Raw genomic sequence first — 23729 nt, forward strand, 5'->3', positions numbered from 1 at the left:
TTTCACGCTTCAAATAGCGTTTGCGCATGCCACGCAACCTGTTCTCGCATGTCACCCACTGGGTCTTCGATCTCGACAACACACTTTACCCTCCCGAGGCGCGCCTGTTCGATCAGATCGAGTTGCGGATGACAAATTATGTGATGGAGGCACTGGGTATCGACCGGCCCCGGGCCGACCATCTGCGCAAGAAATACTGGCGCGAATACGGCACCACCCTTGCGGGGTTGATGCAGGAACATGGTGCCGATCCGGCCCCTTATCTGACAGAGGTGCATGAAATCTCGCTCGAGACCCTTTCGCCGGATCGCGACCTGCGTCAGAGAATCGACGCCCTGCCCGGCCGCAAAATCGTCTACACCAACGGAACCGCCCCCTATGCCGAACGCGTGATCGCCGCACGGGGGCTCGACGGCGCGTTCGATGCGATCTACGGCGTCGAAGAAGCCGCGTTTCACCCGAAGCCCGATCGGCGTGCTTTTGAGCATGTGTTCTCCACCGACGGGCTCGATCCGTGCAAAGCTGCGATGTTCGAGGACGATCCACGCAATCTTGCCGTTCCGCATGCGCTTGGGATGCGAACAGTTCACGTGGCCCCGACCGCAGAAGAGGCCGTGCATGTGCATCATCATACGGATGATCTCGCCGGGTTTCTCGCGCGCCTGGTCGATTGAAACAACAACGCGTTTCAAGCGGTCACAACGTCACGCTGCGTCAATCCGCGTATGGCGCTCACATCCCTGATCGCTAGAAGCCCTCAACACTCAACCAAGGAGACGCGCGCATGACTGGCAATGGCACCCAAGACAACCCCGAGGTTGATGACAACGGTGACGATACGGCCCTGGTCAAAAAGATACTCCTCGCTCTTGTCGTCATTCTGGCGGCCTGGGGGGCTGCGATTTTCAAATGGGGTGTGCCCGGTCTTTACATCCCCGCGTTGGCCAGTGTGCCTTTGATCTATCTCGTCCTGATCATCGTCGCCCGGGGGTGACACGCAAAGGACAGAATGCCACTTGGAAACGCTCCATCCGATCCGCTAGGCATGGTGCAGGAGGTGCCTTGGCATGCCAGAGTTCGATTATGACATTCTTGTCTCCGGCGGCGGTGTCGCGGGGCTGACTGCCGCGGCGGTTTTCGGAAGCGCCGGCTTCTCCGTTCTTTGCGTCGACCCCGCCGCGCCAGTTACCGAGCGCGATGCCGAAGGGTCGGATCTGCGCACCACCGCATTTCTGCAGCCCTCCCGTGATCTCCTAGAATTTGCGGGGCTCTGGTCGAGGCTTGCGCCCCATGCAGCCCCGCTTCAGGTCATGCGGATCGTCGACGCGGGCGGCCCCAGCCCCGAACCCCGGCTGACAAAAGATTTCAACGCAGGCGATATCACGGACCTGCCGTTCGGATGGAATCTGCCCAATTGGCTTTTGCGCCGCGAGATGGTCGCGCGGCTTTTGGAACTGCCGAATGCCGAATTTCGACCGGGGACCGCTTTTGCCTCGCTGTTCACACGCGAAACCGGTGCGCGGGTCGGGTTGAGCGATGGCAGCCGGGTTCATGTCCAGTTGGTCATCGCTGCCGATGGGCGCAATTCGCCGGTACGCAGAGCCAGCGGAATACCTGTGAAAACGACGCGCTACGGGCAAAAGGCGCTGGCTTTCGCGGTAACGCATCCGGTCCCGCACAACAATGTTTCAACCGAAATCCACCGTTCGGGCGGGCCGTTCACGCTGGTCCCGCTGCCCGATTATCAAGGACTGCCCTCCTCCGCGATCGTGTGGATGGAACGCGGGCCTGAAGTGGCCCGGCTCGCCGGGTTGGATGTGCCCGATTTTGAAGCGGCGATGAATGAGCGGTCTTGCGGGCTGTTCGGCCCGTTGACGCTGGCTTCGCGGCGGACGATCTGGCCGATCATCAGCCAGATCGCGGACCGCATGCATGGCGAACGCGTGGCACTTGTGGCCGAAGCCGCCCATGTTGTCCCGCCCATCGGAGCGCAAGGGCTCAACATGTCGTTGAGTGATATGCGCACTCTACTAGATACTGCGCAATCCAACCCTGATCGACTGGGGGATCGGCAGATGCTCGAGACCTATCACAAGCACCGGCATACCGAAGTTGCGGCACGTGTGGCGGGGGTCGACCTGCTGAACCGCGCCTCGATGATCGAGAGCCAGCCCCTGCGTGATCTGCGCGCGGTGGGGTTGGGTGCGATCTATTCGCTGGCACCGGTGCGCAAGGTGATGATGCAACTGGGACTGGGTGCGCGCGGATAGGTAGGGGTTTGTTCATTTTCCGGTCTCGACCTCCGCCGCATCCGGGCAATATGCGAGTCGTCATCCTATAGGCCCCTCAAGGCGTTCTTCCGACAAAAGCACATTGGCCTCGACCTCGCCCGCTCCGGGAAGCGTCATGATGCGGCGGCGCAGGATGCGCTCGAAATCGGGGATATCCCGCGCAACCACGCGCAGCCGGTAATCGTAAAGCCCGAGCACGTGCTCAACGGTCTGCACCTCGGGGATGGCCGAGACGGCGCGTTCGAAATCTTCAAGGCTCACCCTCCCCTTGGTGGCCAACTTGACGCCCAGAAATACCGTGACGCCGAACCCCAACTTGTCCCGGTCGAGCACGAGACGGCGTGTGCGAATCACGCCGATCTCGGTCAATCGATTGATTCGGCGCCATGTCTGCGGTTGCGAAAGACCGATTCGTTTGCCGATGGCACCCGCGCTGAGACGGGCATCGGTGGCGAGATGGCGCAGGATGGCGCGGTCGGTGTCATCCAACTCGATCATATCGGCAGCACCTCATCGGTCTTGATACGAGCGACATGCATCAACGCCTCGATATCGGCGATATGCGGCAAGGTCAGGATGCGGTCGCGATAGACCTGCTGATAATGCGGCATGTCGCGGGCGATGACCGAGAGCCTTGTGTCAACTCGACCAAGAAACGTTTGAATCTCAAGGACTTCCAGAACTGTTCGTGCTGCTGCAAGAAACTCGTCAAAGGCACGCGGTTGGGTTTTGTCAAGCGTGATGCGCAAGGAGACCTCGACCGAATATCCCAGCGCCTGCCAGTCGATGACGATTTCCTGACCAAGGATGATGCCCTTTTCCTCCATCCGCTCAAGGCGCCGCCAGCAGTTCGACGCCGTCAACCCACAGATCTCGGCGAGGTGGGTGGTGGGGGAGTCGGGGGTGGCCTGGAGGTGGCGGAGGATGCGGCGGTCGGTGTCGTCTAGCATTGGTTTTTCAGATTTCTCTTTATTCACGAATTGATCTTTCGATTTTTGCCCGCTGGAAGCAATCTTGGCAAGGACTCACGCGTGAGGCGCCTTATGATTGCCAACCAGTGGCGGAGACCCGGAGAGTGGTCGCCGCGAAAGATCAACACGCACTGAAAGGAACGCACCGATGCGCGTCTATTATGATCGCGATTGCGATATCAACCTGATCAAGGACAAGAAGGTCGCCATTCTCGGCTATGGCAGCCAGGGCCATGCCCATGCGCTCAACCTGCGCGACAGCGGGGCCAAGAACGTGGTCGTCGCGCTGCGCGAAGGCAGCGCCAGCGCCGCCAAGGCCGAGGGTGAAGGACTCAAGGTCATGGGCATCGCGGAAGCGGCGGCCTGGTGCGACCTGATCATGTTCACCATGCCCGACGAGTTGCAGGCCGAGACCTACCGCAAATACGTGCATGACAACCTGCGCGACGGCGCGGCGATTGCCTTTGCCCACGGCCTCAACGTGCATTTCGGCCTGATCGAGCCGAAACCCGGCGTCGACGTGATCATGATGGCCCCCAAGGGCCCGGGCCACACGGTGCGCGGCGAATACGTCAAGGGCGGCGGTGTGCCCTGCCTTGTCGCGGTCGACAACGACGCCACCGGCAAGGCGCTGGAAATCGGCCTGTCCTATTGCTCGGCCATTGGTGGCGGGCGTTCGGGCATCATCGAGACCAATTTCCGCGAGGAATGCGAAACCGACCTCTTCGGTGAGCAGACGGTTCTGTGCGGCGGGTTGGTCGAACTGATCCGGATGGGTTTCGAGACGCTGGTCGAGGCGGGCTATGCGCCGGAAATGGCCTATTTCGAGTGCCTGCACGAAGTGAAGCTGATCGTTGACCTGATCTATGAGGGCGGCATCGCCAACATGAACTATTCGATCAGCAACACGGCCGAATATGGCGAGTATGTCAGCGGCCCGCGCATCCTGCCCTATGACGAGACCAAGGCCCGGATGAAAGAGGTTCTGACCGACATCCAGAGCGGCAAGTTCGTGCGTGATTTCATGACCGAGAATACCGTTGGCCAGCCCTTCTTCAAGGGGACGCGCCGGATCAACGACGCGCACCAGATCGAGGAAGTCGGCGAGAAACTGCGCGGGATGATGCCGTGGATCTCGGCCGGCAAGATGGTCGACAAATCGAAGAACTGAGGCGGGTTTCAAACCCGTCCTGACCACGCGAGTCGCGCGGGTCTTTCATCGTCTGACCCCGGCCTGCTGGCCGGGGTCTTTTCATGTGGAAAACGGGGTTTCGGGGGCAAGAATTAACCCTTTGGTGATGAAAAATCCATGCGCCGGGCGTGGGGAGCGTGCGCCCGCAACGGGCAAGCCATTGTTTTCATTGAATACGGGTATGCGCGGGTGCCCTGAACCGGGTAAACATGCAAGCAACGGTTAAGACCGGGCCGGGGGGTGACATCCGGCTGCCGCCCGGCTGCCCTCCGGCTGCCGGGTGATACGCATCGGGCTCCGTGCGCTATGTAACTTTTGGTAAAGCCGCGGGATGGCCGAGGGCGGAAAACGCCCAAGCGAGGGCATGCGCCGGCCCGAGTGAGCGCGAATGCGCCCGCCTTGGGGCGGGCGGGGAGACTCGCTCAGCCGCAGGCAAGCCCCAGCGCGTTTTCAGGTTTCAACGGACTCGAAACGCTTTAGAACGTCGCCTCGACCGCCGCGACCACCTGATCGACGGTGGCGTTGAGCAGGGCGTTGTCCTCGCATTCGGCCATGACCCGGATGAGCGGCTCGGTTCCCGATTTGCGGATCAGGAGCCGCCCCTTGTCGCCAAGCTGCACCTTGGCATCGGCGATGGCCCGTTGCACGCTGTCCTCGGTCAGGGGCGCCTGACCGGGCTTGAACCGCACATTCTTCAAGAGCTGCGGCACCTTTTCGAAACTCTGCACCAGGTCCGAAGCACGATGCCCGGTGCGCACCATCTCGGCGAGGAATTGCAGCCCCGCCATCAGCCCGTCACCGGTGGTGGCATAGTCGGTCATCACGATATGGCCCGATTGCTCGCCGCCAAGGTTGTAGCCGCCCGCGCGCATCCGTTCGACCACGTAGCGATCACCGACCGCGGTGCGTTCGAGCCGCAACCCGCGATCCACGAGGAAGCGTTCAAGCCCGAGATTGGACATCACCGTGGCGACCAGTGCGCCGCCCTTGAGCCGCCCCTCGTCGGCCCAGCGGGCGGCGAGAAGCGCCATGATCTGATCGCCGTCGGCGGGGGCGCCGGTTTCGTCGATCAGGATCGCGCGGTCGGCATCGCCATCAAGGCAGATGCCGAGATCGGCGCCGTGGGCGACCACGGTTTCGGACGCAAGGCGTGGCTGGGTCGAGCCGCATTCGTGGTTGATGTTGAACCCGTTGGGGGCGACGCCCACGGGGATGACGTCGGCACCGAGTTCCCATAGCACCTCGGGCGCGGTGCGGTGAGCGGCGCCGTTGGCGCAATCAATGACCACCTTGATCCCCTCGAGGCGCTGGCCCGGAGGAAAGGTGGATTTCACGCGCTCGGCATAGCGGAAGCGGCCATCGTCGATGCGTTTGGCGCGGCCGATATTGCGGGCCTGCACCGGCTCGACCCCGGATTCGATCAACGCCTCGATCTCGGTTTCGGCCTCGTCCGAGAGCTTGAACCCGTCGGGGCCGAAGAACTTGATCCCGTTGTCGATGGCGGGGTTGTGAGAGGCCGAGATCATCACGCCCAGATCGGCGCGCATCGAATGCGTCAGCAGCCCCACGGCGGGGGTGGGCACGGGGCCGAGCAGCAGCACGTTCATCCCGGTCGAGGTGAGCCCGGCGGTCAGCGCGTTCTCGAACATGTAGCCCGAGCGCCGCGTGTCCTTGCCGATCACGACGCGGTGGGCGACCGATTTGTTCCGCCGGAAATAGCGGCCCACGGCGGCGCCGATCCTGAGCGCCATTTCGGCGGTCATCGGGTAGGTGTTGGCGGTGCCACGCACCCCGTCGGTTCCGAAAAACTTGCGTGTCATGGTCGTCCTCGTGTGACGGCGCGCCAGAGGGCGAGCGCCTGTGCGGTTTCGCTTACATCATGAACCCGCAGGATTTGAACCCCCTGCGCGGCGGCGGCCAGTGCCACGGCGATCGAGCCGGGGGCGCGTGCATCGGCGTCGGGCGCGCGACCGAGCCGGCCGATGAACCCCTTGCGCGAGGCGCCCAGCAGGACCGGGCAGCCCAGCCCGTGAAAGAGCGAGATGCCGTGCAGAAGGGTCAGGTTGTGCGCGAGCGTCTTGCCAAAGCCGATGCCCGGATCGACGACGATGCGCGCGCGCGGGATGCCCGCCTGTTCGAGCGCCTCGACCCGGGCCGAGAGCCAGTCATGGACATCGAGCAGCACATCGTCATAGCGCGGGTCGTCCTGCATGGTTTCGGGGTCGCCCTGCGCATGCATGATGCAGACCGGCAGACCCTCTGCGGCGCAGAACGGCGCCAGTGCGGGATCGAAGGTGAGCCCGGCCACGTCGTTGACGAGCGCGGCACCCGCGGCATGGGCGGCGCGGGCCACCGGCTCCTTGCGGGTGTCGATCGAAATCGGGGTGGTGATCTCGGAGGCGATGGCGCGGATCACCGGTTCGGTGCGGGCGATCTCGCTTGCCAGTGGCACGGGTGTGGCGCCGGGGCGCGTGCTTTCGCCGCCGATGTCGATCATGTCGGCGCCTGCTTCGGCCATGGCGAGCGCGTGGCGCAGCGCTTGGGTGAAGCCGTCGAAGGCGCCGCCGTCGGAAAAGCTGTCCGGGGTGACGTTGAGGATGCCCATGATCCGGGGGGCATCCATGGTCAGGCCGCAGACCGGGGCGCGCGCCGCGGTGAGGCGGGCGCGGGTGTCGTCATCGAGCGCGGTGGCGGGCCGGATGTCGGGCGGGCCGTCGCGGCGCAGCGCCTCGACATGGGTGAACCAGCAGGGGCCGCCCGCGAGGGGCAACGCATCGGCGGGCCGGGACGGGCCGGTCTGGACGAGGGGGCGAAAATAGACGCTCATGCCGGTCTGAATGGGCGAATGCGCGGCTTTTGGCAAGGCTCAGAGACGTGTTGCGGTCACCGGCAGGCTGCGTCCGGGCAGGTCGGCGGGCGTTTCCGGCAGGGATTCGCCGATCGCCATGAACGAAGCCGCCTGCATCGCGCGCGCGAACCAGAGCGCCAGCGCCACCGCGTCGCCGCCCTTGGCCGAGGGACCGTCGACCGCGTCGAGCACGATCTTGGACGGTGCCCAGACGCTGATCTGGCCTTGTTTCATGGCCCAGTCGAGTTCGGTCCGGGTTTCGACCACGACGCAGCGCGGGTCGCGCGCGGCCAGAACCCATGCGTTCTGTTCGATGGCCAGAAGGTCGATGCGCCGTTGGGTCATCGCGTGGCCGGTGCGCGGCACGGCGAGATCGGACGGCCCGACGCAAAGGAGCACCGGGTTGTCGCCCGCTTCGAGTTGATCGAGCCAAGCCGCGAGATGCGGCGCGGCAATCGCCTCGTTCGACAGGAACACGACCTGCGGATGCGGCCCGTCACCGGGTTCGGGCGGGGCGGTGAACAGCGCCGGATCGCCCTTGGAGCGCACGATCTCGACGCCCAGCGCGCCGGGGCCGCGGTCGAGTTTCTCGACACGGACAAAGACACGCTCGGCCTGCGGTTCGAGCAGGATGCGTTCGGCAATGCGTTCGGCCAGCGTTTCAAGCAGGTTCAGACGTTCGGCCGCCAGCTCGGTGGCAATCGCCTCGGTCACCTTGTCATAGCTGAGGATGCGGTCGACATCATCGTCGATCAGGCTGTCGAGCGGGCGCACCTCGACCACGATGTTGAACTGCACGCGCTGTGTCTTGCCGCGCTCGGACTGAAAAGCGCCGATCTCGACCTCGACAACGTGATCGCGCAACGAGATCCGGTCATGCGGTTGCTCGCCGCCCGTGGCGCGGGCGCGCGCATCGGGATGGGCGAAAGCGAGTTGGATTTCGTTGCTCATGGCCTGAGCCCTCCGGGGCGGCGGCATTGGGGTTCGGATACTGGAGGCCAGTCTAGCCGTGCCGGGCGCGCATATCAGGATGAGGCGCGGCAAGAAAGCCGCGATTTGCGGCATGCAGACGCGATCAGCCGGGCGCTGCGTCCCGCCATGTTACCCGCAAGGGCAGTGATTTGACAGGTCAGTTCTGCGACAGGCGCGTCGGCTGGCGATAGAAATGGTGGAACCCGATCGTGGCGGTGCGCGGAAACGTGCGCGCCCAGCGCGGATTGACCGCCTTGGTATGGAAATGGGTCGCCCCCTTGGTCAGCGCGCGCGGCGCGCCATCCACCATGAGCTTGGCAACCTTGCCGACCCGGGCAAAGGCATCCGGTTCGTTGATCACGTTCTTCTTGCCATTGCAGTTATAGGAAAACTGGCAGGCATGTTTGCGGCCCGTGCCCTGACCGACCACGCTGCAAATCGTGTCGGGGTAGTTGGGGTTGTCGACCCGATTGAGGATCACCTCGGCCACCGCGAACTGGCCTTTCAGGGTTTCGCCGCGGGCTTCGAAATAAAGCGCCTCGGCCAGACAGCGCCATTGCGGTCCGCCTTTGGCGCGCGGCTGTGCGGCGAGCCGATCGGTGGAATAGAGGGGGGCCGTGACGGACGCGGGATCGAGCAAGGCCTTGGCCTGCTCCGACGACAGCGACGCGAGGGCGCGCTTTTCCTCGCTCAAAAGCTGTTTGACGGTGGTGTCGGCAAAGGTGGGCGTGGCGGCGACGAGCGCCACGAGAAAGGCAGGCAGCAAAGACATGACGGACATCCCCGGATGACGGAATTCACCAAGAACGTGAACTTGGATTCAGAACAGCCGGTTTTTTAGTCAAATTTTCCCCGAAGGTCCAGCGTAGCCGCCACGGGCAATTTGGCGCAGTGTGGCGCAACTGTTCCACCTGTTATGGACCTGCGCAGGATATTGCCGACACCGGCAGCCCTGCTACCCGATCTTGTCACGCACGGCGATCTGTGCCGCCGCAAGCCGTGCCACGGGAACCCGGAACGGCGAGCAGGAAACATAGTCGAAACCGGCCGCGCGGCAGAAGTCGATTGATTCGGGGCTGCCGCCATGTTCGCCGCAGATCGACAGGACCAGATCGGGATGTGCCGCGCGCCCGCGTTCGGCGGCGAGGCGCAGAAGCTCGCCCACGCCCTCCTGATCGAGCGTGTGAAACGGGTCCTCGGGAAACACGCCCTGTTGCACATAGGTCGACATGAACCGGCCCGCGTCGTCGCGCGACAGGCCATAGGTCATCTGGGTCAGGTCGTTGGTGCCGAAGCTCAAAAAGGCGCAATGCGGCGCGATATCGCCCGCGCGCAACGCGGCGCGGGGGGTTTCGACCATGACCCCGATGCGGTAGTCGAATTTCTGCCCGGTCTCGTTGCGCACCGCCGCCGCGACAGCGTCGATATGGGTCTTGACCAGTTCGACCTCGCGCTTGGCGCTGACCAGCGGGATCATGATTTCCGGCACCACCGGGGCGCCATCGCGGCTGGCCTCGATCGTGGCTTCGAAGATGGCACGGGCCTGCATGTCGTAGATCTCGGGCACGGTGATCCCGAGGCGCACGCCGCGCATGCCCAGCATCGGGTTGTATTCGCCCAGCGCCTCGACCCGGCGGGTCACGTCCGACAGCGGCAGGTCGAGCGCATCGGCCAGTTCGCGATGCCCGGCGCGATCATGCGGCAGGAATTCGTGCAAGGGCGGGTCGAGCAGGCGGATGCAGACCGGCTGGCCCTGCATGATGCGAAACAGTTCGGTAAAATCGGCGCGCTGCATCGGCAGGAGCCGCTCCAGCGCCGCACGCCGGTCCTGCGCGGTGTTGGCGAAGATCATCTCTCGCATGACGATCAGGCGGTCGGCCTCGAAGAACATGTGCTCGGTCCGGCACAGCCCGATGCCCTCGGCGTTGAAATTGCGCGCGGTGAGCGCATCGGCGGGGGTGTCGGCATTGGCGCGCACGGCGATGTCGCGTTCGGCATCGGCCCAGCCCATGAGCGTCTGGAAGGTGTCGTCCTGCGCCGATTCCAGAAGCGGCGCGGCGCCGGCGAGGATCTCGCCCGAGGTGCCGTCGACGGTGATCACGTCGCCGGCGCGCAGCACCCGCCCATCCGGCGCGGTGAGCGTCTTCTTGCGCAGGTGAAAGCGCAGCTCTGTCGCGCCCACCACGCAAGGCAGGCCCAGCCCGCGCCCGATCACGGCGGCGTGGCTCGTCATGCCGCCACGTTCGGTCAGCACGGCAACGGCGGCATGCATGCCGCGAATATCCTCGGGCGAGGTTTCGCGGCGCACGAGAATGCAGGGTTCGTCGCGCGAGGCGCTGGCCTGGGCCTCGGAGGCGGAAAAGACGATCCTGCCGGTCGCGGCGCCCGGGCTGGCGGCGATGCCGCGGGCGAGGCGGTCGCGCGGCGCGTTGGGGTCGACCTGCCGGTGCAGAAGCTCGCTCAGCATGCGTGGATCGACGCGCATCAGCGCCTCTTGCGGCGGGATGATCCCGTCCGTCGCAAGTTGCACGGCGATGCGCACGGCGGCGCGGGTCGAACGCGGCACGCGCACCCCGTCGAGCAGCCAGACCTTGCCGTTCTCGATGGTGAACTCGGCCTGCATCTCGGCGCGCAGTTTCACGCGCATGAGCTTGGTATACTCGATGAGATCGGCAAAGGCCTGTGGTGCCAGTTCCTCGAGCGAGGGGCCGCGCGGGTCGCGTTCGAGATAGAGCGACGCCTCGCCCCGGAGCGCGTCGCGGCCCTGGCTTTGCGAAAGGTAGCGCCCAGTGATCTGGGGCAGGCCGGTTTCGCTGCTGACAAGCTGGATCACGCCGGAGCCAGACTCGCCCTGCCCCACCCCGAAGACCATTTCCTGCACCACGAGGCCCAGCCCGGCATCGACCGGCGCGCCCTTGGCCTGGCGCAGGAGCCGCGCGGTGGTGCCCTCCCACGCGCGGGCCATCGAGCGCAGGACGGCGGCGAGCTGCACCGCCGGTTCCTGCGGGAATTCCTCTTCGGCCTCGTCCTCGTAGGCGTCGAGCGCCGCGGCGAGGCCCGCGGGGCCGGTGTGGGTGATGCTTTCGAACGTGTCGGGGTCGAGCCGGGCGACGTGGATCGCATAGGATTGCACGAAGCGCAGGTAGAGCGTCGCTGCCGCCTCCTTGCCCAGGCGGTCGGCGAGATCGGCATGGACCGCGTCGTTCATGCCGATATTGAGCACCGCACCCGGCCCGCCCCAATCGGGATCTTCCGACGAGGGGCGCACGCACAGGAGAGCGGCGTTACCAAAGGGGGCGAGCAAATCGCCCATGTCGGGCATCTGCCCCGCCGCGATCTGGTGGACGGCATCAAAGGACAGCGCCACCGTCCGGGGCACCGGCAGATCGAGCCGCACCAGGCGTTGCAGGCATTTCGCCCGCCCGCCATGGGTCTTGGCCGCAACCGGCGCGGTGGGGGTGATCAGGGTGATATGGGGATCGTCTTGCTGCAACGCGGCGTCCTTTGCTTTGGGGCGCAGAATACGCGCACATGAAGGGCAGGCAAGCAAAAGCTTGATCCCCGTGCCCGCCCGGCCCATGGTCGGCGACAGCAATCATCGGGAACGGAAGGAAACAGGAATGAGCATGGTCCACGTCTTTGCACTCATCACCACGAAACCGGGCCAGCGCGACGCGGTGCTGGAAAAGTTCCGCGCCAACGTGCCGGCGGTCGAGGCCGAGGCGGGCTGCATCGAATATCGCCCGGTGGTGGATATGGACGAGGCCGGTTCATTCCAGACGCCGCTTGGCCCCGATACGTTCGGCGTGATCGAGAAATGGGAGAGCATGGCGGCGCTGCAAGCCCATGCGGTGGCGCCGCATATGAAAGCCTATGGCGCGGCGGTGAAGGACATGCTGGCCGACCGGGTGATCCATGTGCTGAGCGACGCCTGAGGCGGGCGCGCAAACGCAAGGGCGACGGGGGCCAGCCCCCGCGGCGCAAAACGCGTCGCGTTTTGTCGCCTACCCCCGGAGTATTTCGGGCAAGATGAAGCCCGGGGCCGGGCGCGCCTCAGCCCTGGATGCGGGTGAGATCGGCGACCGAGAGGCAGAGCGTGCGGATGCGGCTCAGGAGGTTGAGGCGGTTGCGGCGCAGCACCTCGTTCCCGGCATTGACCTGCACCGCCTCGAAAAACGCATCCGTAGGCGCACGCAGCCGGGCCATGGCGGCCATGGCGGCGGCGAAATCCTCAGCCTGCATGGCGCTGGCGATCTCGGGCTCGGCGGTGTCGAGCGCGGTGAAGAGGGTTTTTTCCTCTGGTGTGTCGGCGAATTTCACATCCGCGCCGAAGGAATATTCCACGCCGTCGTTTTCCTCGGCCTGGGTGAGGATGTTGTTGGCGCGTTTGAAACCCTGAAGCAGGTTGTCGCCATCGTCGGTCTTGAGGAAATCGGCCAGCGCCTCGGCACGTTTGACCAGAAGGGTGAGATCGTCATTGCCCTCCATGACAAGGCAGGCGTCGATCACGTCATGGCGGATGCCCTCGTCGCGCAGATGGACCTTGAGTCGATCATGGAGGAAGGCGAGGAGGTCAAGTATGACCACTTGTTTCTCGTCAAAAACCAAACCGCTTTCATCAATACCAAGGGCAGCATCAGCCTTTGTGTGAGCTTGAGAGGATTTAGCTGACTGGATAATCCAATCAGCAGGTTGAGGACCAAAAGCACTCTTCATGATAGCTTCCAGCCCAAACCTGACTCCATTCCCCAACACCAACCGGATCACCCCCAGCGCCGCACGGCGCAGCGCATAGGGGTCTTTTGAGCCGGTGGGTTTCTCGTCGATCGCCCAGAACCCGGTCAGCGTGTCGATCTTGTCGGCCAGTGCGACGGCGACGCTCACGGGGTTTGTGGGCACGGCGTCGCCCGGCCCGAGCGGTTTGTAATGCTCTTCGCAAGCCTCCGGCACACCGTCGTCATGGCCTGCGGCCTCGGCGTAATACCGCCCCATAAGCCCTTGCAATTCGGGGAATTCACCGACCATTTCGGATTGCAGGTCGGCCTTGGCGACGCGCGCGGCCTCGGCGGCGAGGTCGGGCTTGGCGCCGACCATGGGGGCGATTTCTCGGGCCAGTGCCTCGATGCGCTTAATACGGTCGGCCTGGCTCCCCAGCTTGTTGTGGAACGTCACGTCCGAGAGCCCGGCGGCCATGCCTTCGAGCCCCTTTTCACGGATGGTGCGCAGGTCGTTTTCCCAGAAGAATTTCGCATCGCTGAGCCGTGCCGCGAGCACCTTTTGATTGCCCGCGAGGATGGTCGCGCCGTGGTCGGGCGTTTCGATATTGGCGACGGTGATGAAGCGTTCGATGCGCCCCGTCTTGGGGTTGCGCACCGAGAAGAATTTCTGATGCTCCTTCATCGAGGTTTGCAGCACCTCGGGCGGCAGGGCGAGGAAATCCTCGCCGATCTCGCCCATCAGCACCACGGGCCATTCGACGAGCCCCGCCACTTCGGCCAGAAGGCCGCGATCCTCGACCAGTTCGAACCCGGCGGCGAAGGCGCGGTTCTGCGCCTCTTGCAGGATGTGGCCCTCGCGCTCGCCCGCGTCGAGGATCACATGGGCGCGTTTGAGCTTGGCGGCATAATCGTCAAAGCCGGTCACGGCGAAGGGTTCAGCGCCCATGAAGCGGTGGCCGCGGGTGGTGTTGCCGGCGGTGATGCCGTCGATCTCGAACGGGACGGTCTCGGCGCCTTCCTCGGTGCTGAGGATGCACAGGATCGAATGCAGGGGCCGGACCCAGCGCAGGCTGCCCGCGCCCCAGCGCATGGATTTGGGCCATGGGAAATTGCGGATTGTGTCTTCGAGCACCTCGGCCACGATGGCGGCGGCGGGGCGGCCCGGTTTCTCGATACTGGCGAAATAGATCGCGCCCTTGGGGGTGTCGCGCTGTTCCAGTTGATCGCGGGTGAGACCCGCGCCGCGCAGGAAGCCCTCAATCGCCTTTTCCGGCGCGTCGACGCGGGGGCCCTTGCGTTCCTCGCGGAGGGTGGGGCTTGCGGCGAGCAGATCCTCGATGGCGAGGGTGAGGCGACGCGGGGTGGAAAAGGCCTTGGCCCCGCCATAGGTCAGCCCCGCCTCGACCAGGCCGTCGGTCATGCGCTTTTGCAGATCCTGCGCCGCGCGGGCCTGCATCCGCGCGGGGATTTCCTCGGAGAAAAGTTCGATCAGGAGGTTGGGCATGTCAGTTGCCTTGCTCTTTTGGAGGGCAGTCTTCGGGGGCGGGGCGGCCGTCGAAGACCACTTCGCCGCAATGGTTGATCTGGTGCCAGACGAAGCCGCGCCCGTCGGGCATCACGGCGACCACGCGGTCGATGCCGTATTCGATGTTGGAGGTGCCCATGAAGGCATGCGCCGCGCCGGTTTCGAGGGCGCGGCCGATTTCCTTGGCATCAAAGCACGAGAACCAGTGCGGGGCGACGCGCGGTTCGGCCCCGTCATAGCGTTCATAACTCGTGCGCAGCGCATCGAGGCCAAGCGTGGTGGTGAAACAGGCGCGGTAGCGGATTGGCGAGCTATCGGCGTTGATGGCGCGGAACTCGTCATAGACGATGGGTTCGGGCGCGCCGGTGGTCATGGTCGTGAGCATCACGTCACCGGTGCCGATGGGCGTGACCTCTTCGTAGTAGGCGTAAACCTGGAGGTAATAGATCGCCGCACCCGCGATGAGCGAGACGATGACGATGAACCCTGCGATGATCTTGCCGCTCATGACCCGGCATACCCCCCGGCCTCGGTCAGAACGAAGGCGTCGGCGCATTGCTTGGCCAGCGCGCGGACGCGGCCGATATAGGCCTGACGCTCGGTGACCGAGATCACCCCGCGCGCGTCGAGCAGGTTGAAGATGTGGCTGGCCTTGATGCATTGGTCATAGGCCGGGTGGGCCATGACGATGCGCTTGGCGGTCTTGGGGTCATGATGGTCCTGCGACAGGATCGCCTCGCATTCGGCCTCGGCCTCCTCAAAGTGGCGCAGGAACACATCGGTGTTGGCGACGTCGAAATTCCAGCGTGAATATTCCTCTTCGGTCTGGCGGAACACGTCGCCATAGGAAAGCGGGATCGGCGCGTCGGGGTCGTTGAAGGGCATGTCCATCACGTGGTCGATGCCCAGCACATACATCGCCAGCCGTTCGAGGCCGTAGGTCAGCTCGCCCGAGACGGGGTGGCAGTCATGGCCGCCAACCTGTTGAAAATACGTGAATTGCGAGACTTCCATGCCGTCGCACCAGACCTCCCACCCGAGGCCCCAGGCGCCGAGCGTGGGGGATTCCCAATCGTCCTCGACAAAGCGGATGTCGTGCAGCTCCATGTCGATGCCGATGGCCGCGAGGCTGCCGAGGTAAAGCTCTTGCAGGTCGGGGGGGCTCGGTTTGATCAGCACCTGGTACTGGTAATAATGCTGGAGCCGGTTGGGGTTCTCGCCATAGCGCCCGTCGGTGGGGCGGCGCGAGGGCTGAACATAGGCGGCGGCCCAGGGGCGGTTGCCGAGGCTGCGCAGCGTGGTCGCGGGGTGAAAGGTGCCCGCGCCCACCTCCATGTCGTAGGGTTGCATCATGGCACAGCCCTGCGCGGCCCAATAGGATTGAAGCCGCAGGATGATCTCTTGAAAACTGCGGGGTTTGGACGGTCGGGACGTCATTGAAATGCCTCTTTCATGCGCCTTTGTCGCGCCTCGGGTCGCGTTCGCGCCCTGCTTAATCGGGGGGGGCGGAAGGGTCAATTGCAGGCTCACGCATATTTTGGATGCGCCGGGCGCGGGATTTGGTAAAACACGCCTAGGAAACAAGACCAAAGCGGACAGGGCAAAGGCGTTAATTTCACCATGATCAGACAGTTCCATGCAGTTTTCACCGTCCTTTTTCTTCTGGCTCAACCGCTTGCGGCGCAGCAATTTGTCGCCGCGTGGGTTCAGGTGGAAGCGCAGCCCAGCCTGTCACAGGCGCAGGAACGTATCCGCGCCTATGCCGCGCGCCTGCCGGATGTGAACGGGTTTGCGCTCAGCAGCGGCTGGTACGGCATCGTACTCGGCCCCTACACCGAGGATGACGCCGAGCGGGTGTTGCGGGTTTACCGCGCCGAAGGTGAGATTCCGCGTGACAGTTTCATCGCCCGCACCGCGAGTTTTCGTCAACAATTCTGGCCGGTTGGCGCGAATTTGCTGGACCTGCCCGACCTGGTCGAACCACGGGAAAGCATCGAAACGCAAGCCGTCGAGGCAGAGCCCGAGCCGGAGATGAAACCCATCGACGAAACCCCCGCCGAGGCGCGCCGGAACGAGGCGGCGCTGACCCGCGAGGAGCGCATGGAGCTTCAGACGATGCTGCAATGGGCTGGGGTCTATACAGCGGGGATCGACGGCGCGTTCGGGCGCGGCACGCGCAGCGCGATGGCCGCGTGGCAGCGCGACAACCGGTATGAGCCGACCGGTATCCTGACCACCATGCAGCGGGCCGCGTTGAAACGGCAATACAATGCCATTCTCGACGGTCTGAACCTCGAGCTGGTGCGGGACGACACCGCGGGGATCGAAATGGCGATTCCGACGGGCGTGGTGGACTTTTCCGCCTACAGACCGCCATTCGTGCATTTCGACGCCACCGGGGAGCTTGACGCAAAAGTGTTGATGATTTCCCAACCGGGCGATCAGAACACGCTGTTCGGGCTTTACGACATCATGCAGACGCTTGAAATCGTGCCCGAAACCGGGCCGCGCGAGCGTGACCGCGACAATTTCGTTCTGACCGGGCGGGATGCCCACATCGTCAGCCATACCGAAGCGCGGTTGCAGGGCGGCGAGATCAAGGGGTTCACCCTCGTCTGGCCCAGCGGCGATGAAGAGCGCCGGACCCGGCTTCTGGATGAAATGCGCAAGAGTTTCAATCGATTGGACGGTGTGATGAGCCCCGCCGAAGGAATCGACACGGAGCAGAATATCGACCTTGTTTCAGGGCTGGATATCCGGCGGCCGTCCTTGTCGCGCTCGGGCTTTTTCATTGATGGGCGCGGCACGGTGGTGACCACGGCGCAGGCGGTGGAAGGCTGCGAGAAGATCACGCTCGACAACCGCTATGATGCTGAAATCCTTGGCCTTGACGCGGCACAGGGGATTGCGGTCCTGCGCGCCACGGAGGCGCTGGCACCGGCGCGGGTGGCGGCGCTGCGCGAGGGCGATCCGCGGCTGCAATCGGAGGTGGCGGTGTCGGGATTCTCTTACGAGGGGCGGCTGGGCGCGCCCACGCTGACCTTTGGAACGCTGAGTGATATCAAGGGATTGCGCGGCGAATCCAGCCTCAAGAGGCTGGCGTTGAACGCGCTTCCGGGGGATGCGGGGGGCCCGGTGATGGATGCGGGCGGGGCCGTGTTCGGGATGCTTTTGCCGCAGCCCGAGGGCGCGCGCAAACTGCCCGAGGACGTGCATTTCGCCGCCGATGCGGCGACCATTCGTGCGATGCTGCAAGACCTTGGAATCACGGCACAATCCGGCACCATCAGTAGAACCATGACGCCCGAGGCGCTGACCGATCATGCCGCCGGGATGACGGTTCTGGTCAATTGCTGGTAAGCCCCGCGCAGGTCAGCGCACAGTTTGGCGCACGGTGGGGTTAACAGGATTTTTTCAGCGAAAAATCGGGGGGTGATCCCCGGCTGCTGCCCGGCTGTTACCCGTACACCGCCGCGTTGCAGCGAAATCGGGGCTGACAGGCGTTAACGCAACGCGCGCGCCATTCGAGCCACGCCCGAAGGTGACGAGGAACCAGCCGCGCGGGCGGTTCTCAGGCTCTCCAGAACCCGGGCAGGACGAGCACGATGACCGAAATGATCTCGAGACGGCCGAGTAGCATGCCGAAGGTCATGAGCCATTTGGCCGCGTCGGGGAAACCATCCATGGCACCGGTCGGGCCGATCAATGACCCGAACGCGGGGCCGATGTTGAAGATCGCTGTCCAGGCACCTGTAACCGACTCGAGAAAGGGGAGTCCGGTCAAGGCAAGCCCCACGGACAGGAGACCCAGTGACAGGACGTAGACCGTGAACATGACGCTGATCGACGTGACAACATCATCGGGCACGGCCCGCCCGCTCATGCGCAGCGGAAGGACGCGGTGCGGATACCCGATGCGGCGGACTTGATTGCCAAGGGTCGAGAAAAGAACCTTGTAGCGGAATACCTTGATCGAGCAGACGGTGGAACCGGTGCAGCCGCCGATCGCGCCGACCGAGAACAGCACCACGAAGGCAAGCGGGCCCCAGAGCGTGACGTCCGCACTGCCATAGCCGGTCCCGGAGAACAGGGAAACGACGTTGAACACGATCTCGCGGAAGGTGGCGGCATCGTATTGTCCGCCGATCAGGAAGACCGAGGCGCTTACCCCGAGAACGGCATAGGCGATCCAGAGCAGATAGGTGCGCACCTGTTCGTCGCGCCAGATCGGGACAGGATCGCCGCGCATCAGTTGCAGCAGGCGCACGAAGGGAACACTGGCCACGATCATGAACACCACGCCTGCATATTCGGCTGGCCCGGCGAATTTGGCAAAGGAGAGATCGGACGTGGAAAACCCCCCCGTCGACATGGAGGTGAGCGCATGGACGGTGGCGTCAAGCGCGTTCATGCCGAACGCCAGGTAGGTCAGAATGGCGACGACGGTGAGGCCGATATAGACCTCGAACAACCCGCGCGAAATGTCGATCGTGCGCGGCAGCACCTTGCCCAGCGTATCGAAACCTTCGCTGCGAAAGAACTGCATGCCGCCGACGCGCATCACCGGCAGGAAGATCATCGCCACGATCACGATCCCGAGCCCGCCGACCCATTGCAGGATGCCGCGCCACAGCAGTAGCCCCGCCGGCAGATCGTCAAGCCCGACAATCACGGTCGCACCTGTCGTGGTAACGCCGGACATGGCCTCGAAATAGGCGTCGGTGAAATTGAGATCGGTCTCGCCCAGCATGAGGGGCAATACCCCGAACAGCGGCAGAACGACCCAGACCCCCGTTGTCAGGATAAAACTGTGCTGGATGGTCAGCCCGTCGCGGATGCCGCTGCGACAGGCAAGCGCCATGAGCGTGCCGAACAGGATCGTGAGCACCGCGGATTCGGCAAAGGCAGGCCAGTGGCCGCGCCCCTCGGCCAGATCCACGAGGAGCGGCGGCACCATGAAGAGCCCGAGCACGGCCACGAGAAGGCCAATGATATATCCAACGGGGCGCAGGTCGATCATGCGCTGAGCGTTGGGAGTTTCCGCGCGCACTGTCAAGCGGGATCGGAGCGCCCTACGGGCGCAGTTCGGCCCGAGTCGGAACGTCTCGGCAAAACCTCAGACGTAGTAGAGATCGCGGAAGACGTGATGCGCGATATCCTCGCGTTTGAGGCCCATCTCTGCCAGTTCGGCATCGGAGCGGGCTTCGAGCGCGACAATCTGGTCACGACGCGAACGGATGTGGGCATAGGTTTCAAGCCTGCCCATGAGCGTGTCCAGCCAGCGGCCCACGCGTGCGCGGGCGGTGTCGATGACCGTGATTTGAGATGTGATATCAGCCATTTTGGAAACCTTTCCTGAATTTGGTCAGACTGTGGTTTCCTCCCTGCTGATCAAGATAAGGGATAAATGGGTCAGCACCACTGACAAATTCGCAACCCTGCCGCCCGCCCGGTGCATGCGTTTTGCACGCGGCCGGGGCGGGAATCGGCGCCGGTCAGTGCGTTCAGCCGACGTGGAACAGCGTGGTGAAGAGCCGCGGGTCGAGGCTGGCGGTTTCGAACAATTCGCCCTCGGTCAGGATCGAGACGGCATCGTGGGAATGCAGCGATTCCTGGTGGCTGGCGACTATGCGGAAATCGCCGATGCGCGGGTCGTCTTCGAGTTGCTGGGCGAAAAGCCGGGCCGCGTCCTCGACGAAGATCGGGTTGGCGGCGTTCAACTCGGCGAAGGCCTGTTCATCCTCGCGTTTGACCATCACCTGCGTTTCGGTCGGCACCGCGGCGCGGGCGAGGTCGATGAGATCCTCGAACCACAGGCATTTCGCCGTATCCCGCACCTCGACCGAGAGCCGCGCCACCGAGCGTTGCGAATGCGGCGTGGCGAGTTGCCCGCGCGCGGAGCGGGCATGTTCGGAAAGTTCGAGCGAGCAGGGGCAGGTCGAGGAATAGACGTAATCGAGATGGATGATCTTGCGCCGCGCCCCGCCCTGTTCGACGAGTTCGAGCGCGATGTCGTAATATTGATAACCGGCGAGGCCCGAGCGCAGGCTTTGCACCTTCATCGGGAAGGAAAGGCGCATCTGGATTCGGGCATCGAAGCTTTCAAGGTCGGATTTGTAATCGTCGAGCGCGGCCTCGATCACCTCGAAGCTGAAGGTCTTGTCGGCATGGGCATAGAAGCTGCGCATGATGCGGCTCATGTTGATGCCCTTCTTCTCGGCCTCGAGGCTGACACTGCCGGTGACGGAGGTTTCCAGCGTCAGGTCGCCGTTGTCGCGGGTGTGATACTGGATCGGCAGGCGGAAATTCGAGATGCCGACATGCTGGATCACCCGTTTTGCGCCACGAATGAGGCTGGCCGGGCCGTTCTGGAGATCGGGCAGCGTCGCCTTGTAGGCGGGGGTGACGGTGAAGCCTTCGGGATAATCGCGCGAAAACTCGGGGTAGTCGGCGCCGGGAATCAGGCGGGCAAGCGCGGGGTCGAGATCGGCGCGTTCCTCGGGGCTCGCCTGCTCGGCCCATTGGCGCAGCCGGGCGAGCGCGGTTTCGGCCTCTTCCCGCGAAGGCGCCTTGTCGATGTCGGGCGTGATCTTGTTCATGTGCCTGCCCCCCTTAGGGCCGATGCTGCCAGTCGCAATGTAGTGCCGACAGGGCGAAATTGCCAATGCTTATGCCCACGTATACGTGAGGGCACGGGCACGGATCAGTTTTTTGCGCCCCTGCCGCAGGGAAATACGACGCGGGGGGCGCGCGTTTCGGGGTCTTTTCACGAACGATGGAACGCCGGGTCTAGGCGCGGTCGAGCGCGGCCATCACGTCGGCGATGAGATCGTCGGGGTCTTCAAGCCCCACCGAGAAGCGGATGAGGCCCGGCGTGATGCCAAGCGCCGCGCGCTGATCCTCGGTGAGGCGTTGATGGGTCGTCGTCGCGGGGTGGGTGGCGATGGATTTCGCATCCCCGAGGTTGTTCGAGATCACCGCGATTTCAAGCGCGTTGAGGAAGCGGAAGGCCGCCCCCTGCCCGCCCGCGAGATCGAGCGAAACCACGGTGCCGCCCTGCCCGGTCTGGGCCTTGACCAGCGCGTTTTGCGGATGGGTCGGCAGGCCCGGATAGAGCACGCGGGCGAGTTTTGGATGACCTTCGAGCGCCTCGGCCAGCTTGAGGGTGCTGGCGGCCTGCGCACGCACCCGCAGGTCGATGGTTTCCAGCCCCTTGAGCATGATCCACGCGGTGAAGGGCGACATCGCGCCGCCGGTGTGTTTCATGTAGGGCTCGACCGTCTTGCGAATGAAATCGCGCGTGCCCAGCACCACGCCGCCCAGCGCGCGGCCCTGCCCGTCGATATGCTTGGTCGCGGAATAGACCACCACGTCGGCGCCGAGCGAAATGGCGCGGGAAAAGACCGGGGTGGCGAAAACATTGTCGACGATGACCAGCGCGCCGTGTTCATGGGCGATGTCGGCCACCACCCGGATGTCGATCACCTCCAAGGTGGGATTGGCGGTGGATTCAAAGAAGATCGCGGTGGTGTCGGGGCGGATGGCGGCGCGCCACTGGTCGAGATCGGTGCCGTCGACGAAGGTCACCTCGACCCCGAAGCGGGGCAGCAGGTCTTCGAGGATGTAAAGGCAGGAACCAAAGAGCGCGCGGGCGGCGACGACGTGATCGCCCGCGCGCAGGCAGGACATCAGCGCGGCATTGACCGCGGCCATGCCGGAGGCGGTGGCGAAGGCATCCTCGGCCCCTTCGAGCCGGGCGATCCGCTCTTCGAACATCGCCACGGTGGGGTTGCCGTAGCGGGCATAGATGAATTCGTCCGCGCCCGCTTCGACAAAGCGGGCCTCGGCGGCTTCGGCGCTGTCGTAGACGAAGCCCTGGGTGAGGAAGATCGCCTCGCTCACCTCGCCATATTGCGACCGGCGGGTGCCGCCATGCACCAGCGCGGTGCGGGTGTTCCATTTCTCGCTCATCACTCGCTCCTTTCGGGGGCTGCGCGCCCCAAGAAAAAACCCCCGGCCGCGGTCATGCGACGGGGGTAGCCCTGCGATGACCTCTTTAGCGGCATGTTTAACGTGGCCCGCAATCCGGTAACAAATCGCCACGAGGTCGCGTTTAATCGCAGGGCGGGCGGGCGTCAATTCAATTCGTGGCCGGGGGGCAACGTCATGGATTTGTAACCCATGTTTCACGCGGGTTTCATGGGGGCGGGCCATAGCACACCCACAAGATGTTGTAGGAGCAGGTCGGATGCCTGTGATCCGGGTGAATTGTGACGATGCGGGGCTGGTGCTGCATCGTGAAGCGGGGTCGGCGGATGCGGCGCTGGCCCGGGCCGCGCGGGAAAGCGCGGGGCCGGTGATCGTGATGGTGCACGGGTTCAGTTTTCGCCCCGGGTATGGGGCGCATTGCCCGCATGAGCATATCCTGTCGATGGAGGATGGCCCGAGCTGGAAGGCGAAAAGCTGGCCCCGGGGCTTGGGCTTCGGCAGCGGGATGGCGGATGAGGGGCTGGGCCTTGCCCTTGGCTGGGAGGCGCGCGGCACGATCTGGGATGCCTATCGCCGCGCCGCGATTGCTGGGCGCGCACTGGCGCGGGCGGTGCGGATCATCCGCGCCGCCACGCCGGGGCGGGAGGTGCACGCGATCGGCCACTCCCTTGGCGCGCGGGTGGTGATGCGGGCGATGGCACAGCTTGAGCCGGGCACGGTGAGGCGGGCGATCCTGCTCAACCCGGCGGAGTTTCGCGGCGCGGCCGAGGCGGCACTGGCGCGCGGTGCCGGGCCGGGGGCCGAGGTGATCGCCGTCACCGGGCGCGAGAATGCCGGGTTCGACATGATGCTGGAACGGCTGGTCGGGCCGGTGCGGCGGGGGCGTTTGCGGCCGGGCGACCGGGTGCTGGGGCGTGCGCCGCTCGACGGGCCGGGGCAGGTGACGCTGCGGCTTGATCGCTCAGAGGTGGTGGCGCGGCTGGCGGCACTGGGTCATCCGCTGGGCGAGAAGCGGCCCGCCGTTTGTCACTGGTCGCCCTATCTGCGCCGGGGTGCGCTGCCACTTTACGCGGCGCTGATGCGGCAGCCGGAGGCCATTGCGCTCGACAAGCTGCGGGTGGCCGCGCCGAGGGCCGCGTCCGAGGTTGCGCCGGTGACGTGGCGACCGTTGCTCGCGCTCTTGCCAATGGGGCGAAATGCGCCATCATGACGCCCGCAAAGGA

The 23729-nt window shown here is 64.6% G+C and carries 21 protein-coding genes and 1 riboswitch; of the genes, 7 read left to right on the forward strand and 14 right to left on the reverse strand.

The features are described from left to right. Positions 1 to 26 precede the first annotated feature (26 nt). From FLO80_RS16920 to FLO80_RS16930, 3 genes are all read left to right on the forward strand, one after another. Positions 27 to 674 carry a pyrimidine 5'-nucleotidase gene (locus FLO80_RS16920; protein WP_111367114.1) on the forward strand — a complete coding sequence of 216 codons (648 nt, stop codon included), beginning with the start codon at positions 27 to 29 and terminating at the stop codon, positions 672 to 674. A gap of 110 nt (positions 675 to 784) precedes the next feature. Further along, complete coding sequence (locus FLO80_RS16925; protein WP_111367112.1) at positions 785 to 994, forward strand: hypothetical protein; 210 nt, start codon at positions 785 to 787, stop codon at positions 992 to 994. 73 nt (positions 995 to 1067) lie between these two features. Beyond that, positions 1068 to 2270, forward strand: coding sequence for a UbiH/UbiF family hydroxylase (locus FLO80_RS16930; RefSeq protein WP_111367110.1), 1203 nt, complete (start codon positions 1068 to 1070; stop codon positions 2268 to 2270). Between the two features lie 60 nt (positions 2271 to 2330). On the opposite strand, the gene FLO80_RS16935 is transcribed toward FLO80_RS16930, so the two are convergent. Both FLO80_RS16935 and FLO80_RS16940 read right to left on the reverse strand, forming a co-directional pair. Continuing rightward, positions 2331 to 2789, reverse strand: a complete 459-nt coding sequence (locus tag FLO80_RS16935) for an Lrp/AsnC family transcriptional regulator (RefSeq protein ID WP_111367105.1) — start codon at positions 2787 to 2789, stop codon at positions 2331 to 2333. Beyond that, positions 2786 to 3241 carry an Lrp/AsnC family transcriptional regulator gene (locus FLO80_RS16940; protein WP_111367103.1) on the reverse strand — a complete coding sequence of 152 codons (456 nt, stop codon included), beginning with the start codon at positions 3239 to 3241 and terminating at the stop codon, positions 2786 to 2788. The genes FLO80_RS16935 and FLO80_RS16940 overlap by 4 nt, the downstream gene beginning before the upstream one ends. A gap of 169 nt (positions 3242 to 3410) precedes the next feature. Between FLO80_RS16940 and ilvC the strand changes: the two genes are divergently transcribed. Further along, positions 3411 to 4433 (forward strand): ketol-acid reductoisomerase, encoded by a 1023-nt coding sequence (ilvC, locus tag FLO80_RS16945; protein WP_111367099.1) that lies wholly within the window; start codon positions 3411 to 3413, stop codon positions 4431 to 4433. A 497-nt stretch (positions 4434 to 4930) separates the two neighbouring features. On the opposite strand, the gene glmM is transcribed toward ilvC, so the two are convergent. The 5 genes from glmM to ppdK all read right to left on the reverse strand — a co-directional run bounded on the left by glmM (position 4931) and on the right by ppdK (position 11767). Further along, positions 4931 to 6274: a phosphoglucosamine mutase gene (gene glmM / locus FLO80_RS16950; RefSeq protein WP_111367095.1), complete on the reverse strand. Its 1344-nt coding sequence runs from the start codon at positions 6272 to 6274 to the stop codon at positions 4931 to 4933. Next, on the reverse strand, positions 6271 to 7281 hold the full coding sequence (gene folP / locus FLO80_RS16955) for a dihydropteroate synthase (protein WP_111367091.1): 1011 nt from the start codon (positions 7279 to 7281) through the stop codon (positions 6271 to 6273). The genes glmM and folP overlap by 4 nt, the downstream gene beginning before the upstream one ends. A 39-nt stretch (positions 7282 to 7320) precedes the next feature. Beyond that, positions 7321 to 8253: a dihydroneopterin aldolase gene (locus FLO80_RS16960; RefSeq protein WP_111367087.1), complete on the reverse strand. Its 933-nt coding sequence runs from the start codon at positions 8251 to 8253 to the stop codon at positions 7321 to 7323. A gap of 178 nt (positions 8254 to 8431) precedes the next feature. After that, positions 8432 to 9046, reverse strand: a complete 615-nt coding sequence (locus FLO80_RS16965; RefSeq protein ID WP_246156714.1) for a cell wall hydrolase — start codon at positions 9044 to 9046, stop codon at positions 8432 to 8434. Between the two features lie 183 nt (positions 9047 to 9229). Continuing rightward, positions 9230 to 11767, reverse strand: coding sequence for a pyruvate, phosphate dikinase (gene ppdK / locus FLO80_RS16970; protein WP_111367476.1), 2538 nt, complete (start codon positions 11765 to 11767; stop codon positions 9230 to 9232). Positions 11768 to 11894: 127 nt separating this feature from the next. On the opposite strand from ppdK, the gene FLO80_RS16975 reads away from it, so the two are divergent. Further along, the gene (locus FLO80_RS16975) at positions 11895 to 12209 is read left to right on the forward strand and encodes a putative quinol monooxygenase (protein ID WP_223145499.1); all 315 of its coding nucleotides are present in this window, start codon (positions 11895 to 11897) and stop codon (positions 12207 to 12209) included. A 118-nt stretch (positions 12210 to 12327) separates the two neighbouring features. Here FLO80_RS16975 and glyS read toward each other — a convergent pair whose 3' ends face one another. Genes glyS through FLO80_RS16990 form a run of 3 tightly spaced genes read right to left on the reverse strand, consistent with a single transcriptional unit; the run spans position 12328 to position 15954 of the window. Next, positions 12328 to 14496 carry a glycine--tRNA ligase subunit beta gene (gene glyS / locus FLO80_RS16980; RefSeq protein ID WP_111367082.1) on the reverse strand — a complete coding sequence of 723 codons (2169 nt, stop codon included), beginning with the start codon at positions 14494 to 14496 and terminating at the stop codon, positions 12328 to 12330. Position 14497: 1 nt separating this feature from the next. Next, positions 14498 to 15025: a DUF6446 family protein gene (locus FLO80_RS16985; protein WP_111367079.1), complete on the reverse strand. Its 528-nt coding sequence runs from the start codon at positions 15023 to 15025 to the stop codon at positions 14498 to 14500. Then, on the reverse strand, positions 15022 to 15954 hold the full coding sequence (locus FLO80_RS16990; RefSeq protein WP_111367077.1) for a glycine--tRNA ligase subunit alpha: 933 nt from the start codon (positions 15952 to 15954) through the stop codon (positions 15022 to 15024). The genes FLO80_RS16985 and FLO80_RS16990 overlap by 4 nt, the downstream gene beginning before the upstream one ends. A 183-nt stretch (positions 15955 to 16137) precedes the next feature. Between FLO80_RS16990 and FLO80_RS16995 the strand changes: the two genes are divergently transcribed. Beyond that, positions 16138 to 17877, forward strand: coding sequence for a serine protease (locus FLO80_RS16995; protein ID WP_111367074.1), 1740 nt, complete (start codon positions 16138 to 16140; stop codon positions 17875 to 17877). A 211-nt stretch (positions 17878 to 18088) separates the two neighbouring features. Here the strand turns inward: FLO80_RS16995 and FLO80_RS17000 are convergent, their stop codons facing one another. From FLO80_RS17000 to metZ, 4 genes are all read right to left on the reverse strand, one after another. Then, the gene (locus FLO80_RS17000; protein WP_111367071.1) at positions 18089 to 19537 is read right to left on the reverse strand and encodes a TrkH family potassium uptake protein; all 1449 of its coding nucleotides are present in this window, start codon (positions 19535 to 19537) and stop codon (positions 18089 to 18091) included. 96 nt (positions 19538 to 19633) lie between these two features. Next, entirely contained in the window at positions 19634 to 19858 is a 225-nt protein-coding gene (locus FLO80_RS17005; RefSeq protein WP_111367059.1) for a hypothetical protein, read from the reverse strand. 163 nt (positions 19859 to 20021) lie between these two features. Then, positions 20022 to 21116: a GTP cyclohydrolase FolE2 gene (gene folE2, locus FLO80_RS17010; protein WP_111367057.1), complete on the reverse strand. Its 1095-nt coding sequence runs from the start codon at positions 21114 to 21116 to the stop codon at positions 20022 to 20024. A 190-nt stretch (positions 21117 to 21306) separates the two neighbouring features. Beyond that, complete coding sequence (gene metZ, locus FLO80_RS17015; protein ID WP_111367054.1) at positions 21307 to 22488, reverse strand: O-succinylhomoserine sulfhydrylase; 1182 nt, start codon at positions 22486 to 22488, stop codon at positions 21307 to 21309. 64 nt (positions 22489 to 22552) lie between these two features. Continuing rightward, positions 22553 to 22630: riboswitch (SAM riboswitch) on the reverse strand. 135 nt (positions 22631 to 22765) lie between these two features. Here metZ and FLO80_RS17020 point away from each other — a divergent pair. Next, positions 22766 to 23716 carry an alpha/beta fold hydrolase gene (locus FLO80_RS17020; RefSeq protein ID WP_111367051.1) on the forward strand — a complete coding sequence of 317 codons (951 nt, stop codon included), beginning with the start codon at positions 22766 to 22768 and terminating at the stop codon, positions 23714 to 23716. Positions 23717 to 23729: the final 13 nt, after the last annotated feature.

The organism is Aquicoccus porphyridii, assembly GCF_008369105.1.
GTDB classification, from domain to species: domain Bacteria; phylum Pseudomonadota; class Alphaproteobacteria; order Rhodobacterales; family Rhodobacteraceae; genus Aquicoccus; species Aquicoccus porphyridii.